The organism is Stenotrophomonas sp. 10L48 (assembly GCF_056395105.1).
In genome coordinates, this window is record NZ_JBFTIX010000004.1 from 80,121 (window position 1) to 92,687 (window position 12,567).

General features: G+C 66.0%; 12 protein-coding genes and 4 tRNA genes. 12 read left to right on the forward strand and 4 right to left on the reverse strand.

What is annotated here, in order from left to right; translation table 11 throughout:
- Position 1: 1 nt before the first annotated feature.
- A complete protein-coding gene (gene pcnB / locus AC1DCU_RS07725) occupies positions 2-1,381 on the reverse strand; it encodes a polynucleotide adenylyltransferase PcnB (protein WP_033830828.1) in 1,380 nt (459 codons plus the stop codon).
- A 49-nt stretch (positions 1,382-1,430) separates the two neighbouring features.
- On the opposite strand from pcnB, the gene AC1DCU_RS07730 reads away from it, so the two are divergent.
- Positions 1,431-1,505 (forward strand) — tRNA-Glu (locus AC1DCU_RS07730).
- Between the two features lie 461 nt (positions 1,506-1,966).
- Here AC1DCU_RS07730 and AC1DCU_RS07735 read toward each other — a convergent pair.
- On the reverse strand, positions 1,967-3,391 hold the full coding sequence (locus AC1DCU_RS07735) for a sugar porter family MFS transporter (protein WP_088101378.1): 1,425 nt from the start codon (positions 3,389-3,391) through the stop codon (positions 1,967-1,969).
- 185 nt (positions 3,392-3,576) lie between these two features.
- Here AC1DCU_RS07735 and fdxA point away from each other — a divergent pair, with 185 nt between their 5' ends.
- A complete protein-coding gene (fdxA, locus tag AC1DCU_RS07740) occupies positions 3,577-3,900 on the forward strand; it encodes a ferredoxin FdxA (protein ID WP_005409054.1) in 324 nt (107 codons plus the stop codon).
- A gap of 357 nt (positions 3,901-4,257) precedes the next feature.
- On the opposite strand, the gene AC1DCU_RS07745 is transcribed toward fdxA, so the two are convergent.
- Together AC1DCU_RS07745 and dapA are read right to left on the reverse strand one after the other, a co-directional pair.
- Positions 4,258-4,773 carry a hypothetical protein gene (locus AC1DCU_RS07745; RefSeq protein ID WP_025879442.1) on the reverse strand — a complete coding sequence of 172 codons (516 nt, stop codon included), beginning with the start codon at positions 4,771-4,773 and terminating at the stop codon, positions 4,258-4,260.
- 32 nt (positions 4,774-4,805) lie between these two features.
- Positions 4,806-5,699 carry a 4-hydroxy-tetrahydrodipicolinate synthase gene (gene dapA / locus AC1DCU_RS07750; RefSeq protein ID WP_025879443.1) on the reverse strand — a complete coding sequence of 298 codons (894 nt, stop codon included), beginning with the start codon at positions 5,697-5,699 and terminating at the stop codon, positions 4,806-4,808.
- A gap of 164 nt (positions 5,700-5,863) precedes the next feature.
- Between dapA and AC1DCU_RS07755 the strand changes: the two genes are divergently transcribed.
- The 10 genes from AC1DCU_RS07755 (at position 5,864) to AC1DCU_RS07800 (ending at position 12,019) form a co-directional block, all read left to right on the forward strand.
- The gene (locus tag AC1DCU_RS07755; protein WP_025879444.1) at positions 5,864-6,424 is read left to right on the forward strand and encodes a glycine cleavage system transcriptional repressor; all 561 of its coding nucleotides are present in this window, start codon (positions 5,864-5,866) and stop codon (positions 6,422-6,424) included.
- 91 nt (positions 6,425-6,515) lie between these two features.
- Positions 6,516-6,995 (forward strand): peroxiredoxin, encoded by a 480-nt coding sequence (locus tag AC1DCU_RS07760; protein WP_032977901.1) that lies wholly within the window; start codon positions 6,516-6,518, stop codon positions 6,993-6,995.
- Positions 6,996-7,079: 84 nt separating this feature from the next.
- Positions 7,080-8,480, forward strand: coding sequence for a PhoH family protein (locus AC1DCU_RS07765; protein ID WP_313114434.1), 1,401 nt, complete (start codon positions 7,080-7,082; stop codon positions 8,478-8,480).
- Entirely contained in the window at positions 8,477-8,983 is a 507-nt protein-coding gene (locus AC1DCU_RS07770) for a hypothetical protein (protein WP_025879447.1), read from the forward strand. Before AC1DCU_RS07765 ends, AC1DCU_RS07770 begins: the two co-directional genes overlap by 4 nt.
- Positions 8,984-8,993: 10 nt before the next feature.
- A complete protein-coding gene (locus AC1DCU_RS07775) occupies positions 8,994-9,662 on the forward strand; it encodes a YoaK family protein (protein WP_059063786.1) in 669 nt (222 codons plus the stop codon).
- Between the two features lie 313 nt (positions 9,663-9,975).
- Positions 9,976-10,785: a bifunctional hydroxymethylpyrimidine kinase/phosphomethylpyrimidine kinase gene (gene thiD, locus AC1DCU_RS07780; protein WP_032977907.1), complete on the forward strand. Its 810-nt coding sequence runs from the start codon at positions 9,976-9,978 to the stop codon at positions 10,783-10,785.
- Complete coding sequence (locus AC1DCU_RS07785) at positions 10,782-11,708, forward strand: alpha/beta hydrolase family protein (RefSeq protein WP_282280229.1); 927 nt, start codon at positions 10,782-10,784, stop codon at positions 11,706-11,708. Before thiD ends, AC1DCU_RS07785 begins: the two co-directional genes overlap by 4 nt.
- Positions 11,699-11,775: transfer RNA gene (locus tag AC1DCU_RS07790), tRNA-Arg, on the forward strand. Before AC1DCU_RS07785 ends, AC1DCU_RS07790 begins: the two co-directional genes overlap by 10 nt.
- Before the next feature lie 58 nt (positions 11,776-11,833).
- Positions 11,834-11,910: transfer RNA gene (locus AC1DCU_RS07795), tRNA-Arg, on the forward strand.
- Between the two features lie 32 nt (positions 11,911-11,942).
- A tRNA-Arg gene (locus tag AC1DCU_RS07800) sits at positions 11,943-12,019 on the forward strand.
- The last annotated feature ends 548 nt before the right edge of the window (positions 12,020-12,567 follow it).

The following is a 12,567-nucleotide window of genomic DNA, read 5'->3' on the forward strand; positions in this document are numbered from 1 at the left end:
ATTACTCGGCAGCACCGGCAGCTGCGCCATCGGGACGACGACGGCGACGACGACGCTTGCGCGGCGCTCCACCCTCCTCATCGCCGGCATCGCTGTGCAGGGAATCCAGCGACGAATCCAGCTCATGCCCGGACTGCGCCTGCGCTTCGCGCCAGAACGCGACGTCGGCTTCGTGCTCTGCCGATGCCACCTGGCGCAGGGCCAGGAAATCGAAGGCGGCACGGAAACGGGGGTGGCTGAGCGTGCGCATCACGCGCTTGCGCTGGCGCGAACTGAAGCGCGCCTGCAGCAGCCAGATCTCCTGCATCGGCAGCGAGAAACGGCGCGGCAATGCAATGGTGCTCAGCTGCTGCACGGTGACACGGTCGGCGGCACGACGCTGCGCCTCTTCCGGTGCCACGCCCTGCTTGAGCAGCGTTGCCTGTGCGCGGCAATACGCCGGCCACAGGAGCAGCGCGAACAGGAACGCCGGCGACACGGGCTCGTCATTGGCCACGCGTGCATCGGTGTTGGCCAGGCCCTCGACCAGCATGCGGCGCAGCGCGCCGGTGCGGTTCGACTTCAGCGCCTTGGCGCTTTCCGGGAACAGCACGTCGAACAGGCCGTAGCGTTCCAGTCCTTCGAAGCTGGCAACGCCATGCCCGGACAGGAACAGCTTCAGGACTTCCTCGAACAGGCGCGCCGGTGCGGCTTCGTTGAGCAGGCCGGCCAGCTGCGGGATCGGTGCGGCAGTGCCCTCTTCGATCTGGAAGCCGAGCTTGGCCGCCAGGCGGACCGCACGCAGCATGCGCACCGGGTCTTCCTGGTAACGCTGCACCGGGTCGCCGATGAGCTTCATCAGGCGTGCCTGCACGTCTTCGAAGCCGCCGGTGTAGTCACGCACCGAGAAGTCCTCGATGGCGTAATACAGGGCATTGCAGGTGAAGTCGCGGCGGATGGCGTCGTCTTCGATGCTGCCGTACACGTTGTCGCGCACGAGCATGCCGTTTTCCATTTCGCGGTCGCCGCTGCCGTCATCGATGTTGGCTCGGAAGGTGGCGACTTCGATGATCTCGCGGCCGAACACAACATGGGCCAGGCGGAAACGGCGGCCGATCAGGCGGCAGTTGCGGAACAACTGCTTGACCTGTTCGGGCGTGGCATCGGTGGCCACGTCGAAATCCTTGGGTTGGCCATTGACCAGCAGATCGCGCACTGCGCCGCCGACAAGGTAGGCGCCGAAGCCGGCATCGCGCAGTCGATAAAGCACGCGCAAAGCGTTCGGGCTGATGTCCTTGCGGGAGATCGTGTGCTGGTCGCGCGGGATGACGCGCAGGCTGAACGGTGATGTAGCAGAGGAAATGATGTTGGCGCTTCCGGTTGAAGTTTCGGGATTGCCCAATGGCATCGAGGTGCATATACTAGCGCTCCTGCACCGGCAGCGACACACTGCTCCCTTCGTCTAGTGGTTAGGACGTGGCCCTCTCAAGGCTAAAACAGGGGTTCGAGTCCCCTAGGGAGCACCAGTCGCCGCAGCAGGAACCGAAAAAGCCCGCCTTGTGCGGGCTTTTCTGTTTTCCGGAATCGTGTCGCCGACTGGGCTGGTCGCTTGAGCGCCTCCTTGTTCCTGCGAGGGAGGGGGCGGGCCACCCTGTCCTGGACACGCAAAAGCCCATCCATGGTGGTCGATGGCGCCATCCATGGCGCCAACGGTCCAGGACAGGGTGGCCCGCCCCCTCCTGACAATTCCCGCGCCGGCGGCAAGATCAAGAACAGCCTCGCTCCTCCGAAGCAGATCAGCCCGGACGCGCTTGCGTGTGTCCGCCACCCGCGATCTGTCGAGAGGCTGCAGGCCAGCCGCTCCAGGACCGTTGGCGCCATGGATGGCGCCATCGAGCCCCCATGGATGGGTATACGGCGTGTCCTGGAGCGGCTGGCCTGCCGCCTCCCCTCGGAACAGGGAGGCGCTGAAACTCAGGCCAAGCCATCAGCCTTCCATCTGCTCCAGCTCTTTGCCCTTGGTCTCGCGCACGTAGCGGACGACGAAGATGATCGAGAGGATCGCGGCCACGGTGTAGATGCCGTACGCACCGGCCAGGCCGATGCCGGCCAGCAGCATCGGGAAGGTCACGGTGATCGCGAAATTCGAGGTCCACTGCGCCGCACCGGCCACGGCCAACGCCGGGCCGCGGATCTGGTTCGGGAACATCTCGCCCAGCATCACCCACATCACCGGGCCCCACGACATGTTGAAGAACACCACATAGACGTTGGCCGCTACCAGCGCCAACCGGCCCATGCCGTCGGACAGCTGCAGGCGCCCCTCGGCCAGGCTGCCGCTGGCGAAGGCCACCACCATCAGCACCAGGGCCACCGACATGCCGACCGAACCGACCCACAGCAGCGGCTTGCGGCCGATGCGATCGATCAGCACCACCGTCAGCAGGCAGGCGCCGATGCTCAGCGCACCGGACAGGACGTTGATCAGCAGCGCATCGCTTTCCGAGAAACCCACCGCCTGCCACAGCACCGCGCCGTAATAGAACACCACATTGATGCCGACCAGCTGCTGGAACATCGCCAGGCCGATGCCGACCCAGACGATGGGGCGCAGCTTGCCGGTGGCCTTGTTGATCAGGTCGCCGAATCGCGGCTTGTGCTGGTCCTGGGCCAGGCTTGCTTCGATCTCGGCCTGCTTGTTCACCGCGGCACGTTCGCCGTACAACCGGCCAAGCACCGCCCTCGCCTGCGCCTGCCGGCCCTTCATCACCAGGAAGCGCGGGCTTTCCGGGATCACCAGCAACAACAGCAGGAACAGCAGCGACGGCAGTGCCTGCATCCAGAACATCCAGCGCCAGGCTTCCTGCCCCAGCCAGAGCGGCTCGGTCGACGCACCCGCCGCCCGAGCCAGCAGATAGTTGCTGAGGAACGCTGCGAACAGGCCGCAGATGATCGCCATCTGCTGCACGGTCGCCAGCCGGCCGCGATAGCGCGCAGAGGCGACTTCGGCGATGTAGGCCGGCGACATCACGCTGGCCGCACCGACAGCGAACCCGCCGAGCACGCGTGCGCAGACGAACAACCAGGAGGCATGTGCAGCGCCGGCGCCCAGCGCCGACACCAGGAACATCACGGCCGCCACGATCAGCACGCCGCGACGTCCCAGCCGATCGCCAAGCCAACCGGCCACGAACGCCCCGATCGCGCACCCCAGCAGCATCGAGGCGACCTCGAAGCCGAGCGCGGCCTCGCTGGAGTTGAAGGCCTGGCGCAGGCCATCGACGGTGCCATTGATGACGCCACTATCGAAGCCGAACAGGAACCCGCCGAGGGTGGCGGCGCAACTGATCAGGACGATGAAGGCAGTGTTCTCACCGCCGTTGGAAGCGGCACCGGGCTGGACTGGCGACATGAAGGATCCTGCAAGGAAGGGGCCGACCGAAGCGGGCCGGCGGCCCTGGCAGCGTCGCACAGGGCGGGCACGCCGCCAAATGGGTCTTCGGGCCACCCATCCGCCCCACTTTCACACGGCAACCGACACCGGGGGCCAACCTGTTCTAGAATTGGCAGGTTCAGAAAGCGATTCGCCCCCTACCCATGCCATTTGTCGTCACCGAAAACTGCATCAAGTGCAAACACACCGATTGCGTGGAAGTGTGTCCCGTGGATTGCTTCCACGAAGGCCCGAACTTCCTGGTGATCGACCCGGACGAGTGCATTGACTGCACCCTCTGCGAACCCGAGTGCCCGGTCAACGCGATCTTCCCGGAAGACGATGTTCCCGCCGGCCAGGAAGGTTTCGTCGCCCTCAATGCAGAACTGGCGAAGGAATGGCCGGTGCTGACCGTGCGCAAGGACCCGCCGGCCGACGCCGGTGAGTGGGATGGCAAGCCGGACAAGCTGAAGCTGCTGGAGCGCTGAGGCGCAGGCACCATGGCTCTGGTAGCTGCCAACCTTGGTTGGCACAAAAGCGCCGGCCAAGGTCGGCCTCTACCACGGCAGGTGCGAACCAGCAGGCAATGAAAAGGGCGCCCARGGCGCCCTTTTCCGTTCTGGCCYTGGTAGCTGCCAACCTTGGTTGGCRCAAAGGCGCCGACCAAGGTCGGCCCCTACCACGGCAGGTGCGAACCCGCAGGCAATGAAAAGGGCGCCCAGGGCGCCCTTTTCCGTTCTGGCCCTGGTAGCTGCCAACCTTGGTTGGCACAAAGGCGCCGACCAGGGCCGGCGTCTACCACGGCAGGTGCGAACCAGCAGGCTCCGCACCCGCCCAACCGGCCATTACGGGGCCAGCTTGGCCTTCAGCGCGGCAATCAGCTTCACCGGGGCTTCGGCGGTGGCCGGCAGGCCACGCGGGTCGACCGCGGAGATGTAGGCACCGGCGTCGACGGCGACCACGCGGACCAGGAAGTTGCTGCCTTCATAGGCCACGTCGTACGAACCCAGCAGCTGCGCGCGGGTAGCGATGGTCAGGCCTTCCACGCCTTCCAGCGCGGTACCGACCTTGGCGAAGGCTTCATCCTTGCTGCCGGCAATGGTGAAACCGGTGGCGCTGACGGCGGGGGCAGCGGCGGCCGGGGTGGCCGGCTTGGTCGCCGAGCTCAGGGTCGGCACCTGGTTGTTGCCGGCGCCTGCCGGCAGGTTCAGGTCCGGCGGCACTTCCAGCGGACGCACTTCCGGGGCCAGAGCGTAGTCGCCCTTGACGCCACGCTTGAAGCAACCGGTGGTGCCGGCTGCGGTGGCCACGGCAAGGAGCGCGAAGGACAGCACGCGGACGGCGGAAACGGATTGGCGCATGTGAATCTCCTGGATCAGACCAAGACGGAAGGTCAGTGGCTGGAAAGGGCTTCGAGGGCGGCGATATCGCCGGCGAGATGGTCGGCGGCAGGCGCGTGTGCGGCCGAAAGCGGCAGCAGCGGCAGGCGCAGATCGTGACCGATGCCGATCCGACGCAACAGCGCCTTGACCGGAATCGGGTTGGATTCGACACCGCAGAAGTCATGGAACGGCTGCAGGCGAGCGTCCCAGGATTCAACGGCTTCATGGTCGCGGGCAGCGGCCAGGTCGCACATCCGGCGATAGGCGCCGGGCAGCACGTTGGAACCGACCGAGATCAGACCGTCCATGCCGGCCTGGATCGAACGTGCGGCCGTGCCGTCATCGCCGGTGAGCACGGCAAAGGTCGGGCTGCGCAGGTCAAGCAGTGCCCGCACGCGGCCGGTATCGCCCACCGCTTCCTTGATGCCGACGATGTTCGGATGGCTGGCGAGCTCGGCCACGGTCTCCGGCAGCATGTCGCAGCCGGTGCGGCCGGGCACGTTGTACAGCACCACCGGCACTCCGGCCTGGTCGGCGACCGCGCGGTAATGCGCGATCAGGCCAGCCTGGGTCGGCCGCACGTACGGCGGGGTGACCACCAGCGCGTGGGTGGCGCCAAGCGCGGCAGCACGGCGGGTCTGCTCGATGGTTTTGGCGGTGCCGGACAGGCCGGTACCGGCCAGGACCGGAACGCGGCCGGCGATGCGTTCGACCGCGCTGGCCAGCAGCTGGTCGTACTCCGCATCGGACAGGGTGGCTGCCTCGCCGGTGGAGCCGGCAACGACAACGCCTTGGACGCCGCCCTCCAGCTGCAGGTGCAGCAGGCGCTGCCAACCGTCGGGGTCGAGTGCGCCGTCGGCCCGGAAGGGGGTCGCCAGCGCGGTGATGAGGCCGGAAAGGGACAAGGACGTGCTGCTCTTGGCTGGGGAGGGAAAACGTCCGCCACGGAAGGGCGCGGGCGTTCTGAATGTTACTTGCGGCGCGAAAGCACGGGCAAGTATGCTGGACACCGGTGGATCCCCGCCTCTGGCGGGCATTCAGACTAACGCATGCATTACCCGGAATCGCCTTGACCGACACCACCCCGCGCCCAGCGCCGAGCGAAAACCACCTCCTGATCAACGCCTATACGACGCATCCGGAGTCCCCCCTGTTGTCCGTCACCCGCCGCATCGCCGACAGCGGGTGCAATCTGGTGGATGCACGCCTGGCCACCGTGGGCCGCGATGTCTCGGTGACCGCGCTGGCCACCGGCTCCTGGGATTCGGTCGCCAAGCTGGAAGCGATGCTGACCCGGCTCGAGCGCGAGGAAGGCCTGAAGCTGGTGTGGTATCGCACCGAAGCCAAGCAGGCGCAGTCCAACCTGCTGCCGTACATCGTCGAGGTGATCGCCGCCGACAAGCCGGGCATCCTGTTCCAGTTGGCCGATTTCTTCGACCGCCAGGGCATCACCATCGAGACCCTGCAGAGCACGCGCTACCGCGCCATGCAGACCGGTGCGGAAATGTTCAGCGCACAGGTCACCATCGGCGTGCCGGCCAACATGCATATCGCCGCCCTGCGCGATGATTTCCTCGAGTTCTGCGACCACTTGAACCTGGACGCGATCATGGACCCGATGAAGTTCTGATTGAAACCCTGATTCTTCGCGCGCTCCTCACGGGCGCGTGGCGTTTCATGCAATTGTCGTAGAAAGAACCCAGGCTCGACAGAAGGACCTCATGAACAACGGCGATACCCTGGACAGCACCACCCTTTCCCTGCCGCTGGCGCTGTCCGGCGGCGCCCAGGCCACCCTCGGCGATTACGCCGGCCAGTGGCTGGTGCTGTACTTCTACCCCAAGGACAGCACCCCGGGCTGCACCACCGAGGGCATCGACTTCAACGCACTGCTGCCCGACTTCAGGAAAGCGGGCGCGGTCGTGCTTGGCGTCTCCCGCGACTCGGTGAAGTCCCACGACAACTTCTGTGCCAAGCAGGGCTTCGCGTTCCCGCTGGTCAGTGATGCCGACGAAGCGCTGTGCAGCGCCTTCGACGTGATCAAGATGAAGAACATGTACGGCAAGCAGGTACGTGGCATCGAGCGCAGCACCTTCCTGATTTCCCCCGACAGCCGCATCGTGCAGTCATGGCGCAAGGTCAAGGTCGCCGGCCATGCCGACGCCGTCCTCGCCGAACTGAAGGCCAATCAGTCCAAGTGAGTCCCATCGCCCACTTTGTCCGCCACCACCCTGCCCTGCAGCAGGCCGTGGTGGTTTTTCCCTGTCCGTAACCAGGAACCGATGATGACCCGAGGCAAGCGCATCTACGTGCTGGATACCAACGTGCTGATGCACGATCCCACCGCGCTGTTCAAATTCGAGGAGCACGATGTCTACCTGCCCATGCAGGTGATCGAGGAGCTGGACAACGGCAAGAAGGGCACGACCGAAGCGAGCCGCAATGCCCGCCAGGTCAGCCGCTTCCTCAACGAGCTGGTGCAGGCTTCGGGCCTGGACAACCTGGCCGAGGGCATTCCGCTGCAGCGGCCGCAGGGCCTGCAGCTGCGCGGCAAGCAGAGCGTGGGCCTGCTGCGCTTCCAGACCAGCCATTTCGACGCGGGCAAGAGCTTTGGCAAGGTCATCCCGGACAACGCCATCCTCGGCGCGATCCTGGCGCTGAAGGAAGAAACGCCGGAGATCCCGGTGGTGTTCGTCTCCAAGGACATCAACCTGCGCATCAAGGCGGCCATCGCCGGCATCGTCTCGGAAGACTACGAGAACGACCGCGCGCTGGACGATTTCAGCCTGCTCTACACCGGCGCCACCGAGCTGCCGGAAGACTTCTGGAAGCGCCACGGCGAGGATCTGCGCAGCTGGAGCGACAAGGGCCGCACGCACTACGAAATCCTCGCCCAGGACGGCGAAGAGTGGTACCCGAACCAGTACGTGTACCTGCCGGGCGAAGACGAAGTCGAGCTGCGCGTCAGCAGGATCGTCGGCGATGGCAAGGTGGTGTTGTCGCTGGTCGATGACTTCCGCCACGGCAGCCATGCCGTGTGGGGCATCAGCGCGCGCAACCGCGAGCAGAACTTCGCACTCAACGCACTGATGGATCCGGAGATCGACCTCGTCACCCTGCTCGGTACCGCCGGCACCGGCAAGACCCTGCTGGCACTGGCCGCCGGCCTGGCGCAGACGATGGACCAGCAGCGCTACCGCGAGATCATCATGACCCGCGCCACGGTCAGCGTCGGCGAGGACATCGGCTTCCTGCCCGGTACCGAGGAAGAGAAGATGACGCCGTGGATGGGCGCGCTGACCGACAACCTGGAAGTGCTGACGCACAACCAGGAAGGCGGCACCTGGGGCCGCCAGGCCACCAACGACCTGCTCGCCAGCCGCATCAAGATCCGCTCGATGAACTTCATGCGCGGCCGTACGTTCCTGTCGCGTTACCTGATCCTGGACGAGGCGCAGAACCTGACCCCCAAGCAGATGAAGACGCTGATCACCCGTGCCGGTCCCGGCACCAAGATCGTCTGCCTGGGCAACGTCGAACAGATCGACACCCCGTACCTGACCGAAACCACGTCGGGCCTGACCTACGCCGTGGACCGCTTCAAGAACTGGCCGCACAGCGCGCACATCACGCTGCGTCGCGGTGAACGCTCGCGGCTGGCCGATTACGCCTCGGAGGTGTTGTGAACCGCTGCACCCGTCTGCTGCTGCCATCGCTGGCGGTCGCCATTGCCACGCTGCTCGGTGCCTGCGCGACCACGCAGGGACCGGCCAGCGTGCCGACCACAGAACGCAGTGGCCAGTCCTGGGTGGTCACCCGCCCGATCATCGCCGCGCAGGTGCTCGACACCTGCTCGCGCCCCAGCCCCGGCCGCGAGGCCGGGCGGGTCAGCGGCTACTGGGCACCGAGCCGGCAGCAGGTGGACCAGCTGGAAGCGAAGCTGGCATCGCTGGAAGCGCAGGTGCCGCACGTGCTGGATTTCGATCGCCAGTACGTCGGCATCGAGCTGGACGGAAAGCAGGTGATCTACATCAACGCGTTCCATCTGCCTGAAGACAACAGCCTGCGGCCCGCCCGCGAGGCGGTACGGGTCTGCGATGGCGGCGCGCAGTTCTGGGGCGCGGTCTTCGACCCGGCCAGCGGGACCTTCAGCGAGCTGCAGTTCAACGGCGGCTTCGGCGGGCCCTGAGGGGCCTGCCATGGGAATCCGCCTGCCCACCTGGGTCTGGATCGGCGCGGTCGCCCTGTCGTGCGTGGCCGGCATGGTCAATGTGGTTGGCTTCCTCGGTTTTGAACACCAGGCGGTCAGCCACATGACCGGCAGCACCAGCCAGCTTGGCATGGCACTGGCGCAAGGTGACTGGCGCGCGGTCGGCCATTTGTGGGGGCTGCTGATCGCGTTTTCGCTGGGCGCGATGGTCAGCGGACTGCTGATCCAGGACAGCGCACTGCAGCTCGGCCGGCGCTACGGCGTGGCGCTGGCATTGGAATCGCTGTTGCTGCTGGCGGCCATTCCGCTGTTCAAGCAGCATCAGATATGGGGCGCATTGGCGGCCGCGATGGCCTGCGGACTGCAGAATGCGATGGCCACCACCTTCAGTGGTGCCGTCGTACGCACCACTCATCTCAGCGGCATGTTCACCGACCTCGGCATCGGCCTGGGCCACCTGCTGCGCGGGCTGCCGCTGCAGGTACGACGCCTGACCCTGAGCGGCCTGATCATCAGCGGCTTCCTTGCTGGCGGCGTGATCGGCGCCTGGCTGTTCGTGCGCTGGCAATACGACGCCCTGCTGGCCCCTGCCCTGCTGACCGGCCTGACCGGGCTGGGCTATGTGTCCTACCAGCAGTGGGCGCGCTGGCGGCGTTGAGCATGGCGTCATCCACGCATGGCGTGGTTCTACGTTGTCCATCCGATCTTTTCCGCGATATCCACGCATGGCGTGGATCTACTGCGCAGGAAGCCGTCAGATGCGGGGCGGTGTGGGGCTGCAGGACCGTTGGCGCCATGGATGGCGCCATCGAGCCCCCACGGACGGGTCTACGGCGTGTCCTGCAGGCCCACACCACCCCGCATCCCACCACATGCCGCCGTTGCTCCAGGTGTTGCTGTTGCTTGTGCCGGTGCCGGGCGCAGCCCGGCCGGCACTACCCCCTGGCAAGGCAGCACGGCACAATCGCTGCATGAGCCCGACCACCCCTGTTTCCGCCCTGACCATCGCTGGCTCCGACTCCGGCGGCGGCGCCGGCATCCAGGCCGACCTGAAGGCCTTCGCCGCGCATCGCGTGCATGGGCTGTCGGTGATTGCCGCACTGACCGCGCAGAACACCCGCGGCGTCCGCGCCGTGCACGTGCCACCGATCGACTTCCTGCGCGCGCAGATCGAAGCCTGCTTCGACGACTTCGACATCCACGCGGTGAAGCTGGGCATGCTGGCCAACGCCGAGGTGATCCACGCGGTGGCCGATGCACTGGAACGCCATCGACCACCGCACGTGGTGCTCGACCCGGTGATGGTGGCCACCAGCGGTGCGCGCCTGCTGGAGGACAGCGCGCTGCAGGCAATGCGTCAACGGCTGCTGCCACTGGCCACCCTGGTCACCCCCAATGCACCCGAAGCGGAGCTGCTGGTCGGCCGCAGCATCGCCGATGGCAACGATGCAGAGCGGGCCGCCGCCTCGCTCCTTGATCTGGGCGCCGGTGCAGTGCTGCTGAAGGGCGGGCACCTGCACGAAGGCAACCGCGTGGTCGACCGCTACTTCGACGGCGTCAGCAGCGAAGAATTCATCCATGCCCGCCTGCCACTGGATGCGCATGGCACCGGCTGCACGCTGGCCTCGGCCATCGCCGCGCAGCTCTGCAACGGGCTGAGCCTGGCCAACGCCTGCGAAGCCGGCATCGACTACGTAGCGCGCGGATTGCAGCAGGGCTATGCGCCCGGTCGCAGCGAGGTGCTGGTACTGGACCACTTCGGCGCGGCGCCCCACGCATGAGTGATTCGCTACGCGCGCTCACTGTGAACAGCGGCGATGGCCACCGTTTCGACGTGATCGCCTGTGCGCCCGCACAGCCGCTGGCACGGCTGTTGTGGCTGCCGGCGCTGGGCGTGGCCGCGCGCCACTACGTACCACTGGCGCAGGCACTTGCAGCCAGGGGCGTGGCGGTCTACCTGCACGAATGGCGTGGCAATGGCAGCAGTTCGCTGCGCCCGTCGCGCAGCCAGGATTGGGGCTACCGGCAGATTCTCGACCACGATCTGCCGGCCAGCGAGGCCCTGCTCGCCGATGCCGATGACGCGCAGGAGGCACTGCCATGGATCATCGGTGGCCACAGCCTGGGTGGGCAGCTGGCCTGCGTGCACGCCGGACGCCAACCACAGGCGTTCGATCGATTGTGGCTGGCCGCCAGCGGCACACCGTTCTGGCGCACGTTCCCGCCACCACGCGGTTGGCTGCTGCCACTGATCTATCGCTTCCTGCCGTGGATCGCGCGGCGCCAGGGCGTGCTGCACGGGCGCCGGCTCGGTTTCGGCGGCACCGAAGCACGCGGACTGATCGCTGACTGGGCACGCGTAGGGCTGAGCAATCACTACGCCGCCGCAGGCATGGACGAGGACCTGGATGCGCAGATGGCGCGCGTGCACGGCAGTGCGCAGGCGGTGCTGATGGAAGACGATTGGCTGGCGCCGAGCGGATCAATGCAGGCGCTGCTGGCGAAACTGCCGAATGTCGCCTCGGAATTACGCGTGCTTTCTGCGCAGGAGCTGGGTACGCAGGCCGATCACTTCGCGTGGATGAAACACCCGGAGGCTGTCGCAGAGGCGTTTTTCATTCAGTTGGGTGAAAATTTTCACAAAAGCGTTGACGACTCGCGCCGACATCCGCATAATTCCGCTCCTGTCGCAGGGCGCCCGTAGCTCAGTTGGATAGAGTACCTGGCTACGAACCAGGCGGTCGGGAGTTCGAATCTCTCCGGGCGCACCACTCGACAGACCTTCAGCATCCGCCGCTGGAAGTGCAGTAAAATTTGATTGTGTACCGCGCGCCCGTAGCTCAGTTGGATAGAGTACCTGGCTACGAACCAGGCGGTCGGGAGTTCGAATCTCTCCGGGCGCACCACACACGATCAACACAACAAGTTTATGTAATTGGCGCCCGTAGCTCAGTTGGATAGAGTACCTGGCTACGAACCAGGCGGTCGGGAGTTCGAATCTCTCCGGGCGCACCATTACACCGAAACAGCAGGCCTCGGCCTGCTGTTTTTTTATGCGTGTTCGGCAGGGCTGCGCCCTGCACCTGCAGAAGCCACTGCGCAAGCAACAGCAACAGCTGGCATTCCGTGGGGTGGCGGGGCGGTGCCGGAGTGCGGGGACGCCGCAAGTACGTCCCTGTAGGCTTGGCAGCCGCATCCATGCGGCTGACACCCCGCACTCCGACACCGCCCCACCTCTGACAGATTCTCGCGATCCGATGGATCCACGCCATGCGTGGATGAATCTCCATCGAGTTCGAGTTGGAGTTCGAATATTTCGACAATTGATCGAAGAGCATCCACGCATGGCGTGGATCTACCGTGTCGACCAGGGTCGACACCCACCAACCGCAACAGCACCGACAGATCGCCGGAAATCTGTCGAAGGCGGGGTGGGTCCGGTTGCGGGAGTGTCCGCGGCATGGATGCCGCGGCCAAGCCCCCATGGACGGGTTTACGGCGTCTCCCGCAACCGGACCCACCCCGCCTCCCCACAGGAAACCAGCTTCTGCTGTTGCTGTTGC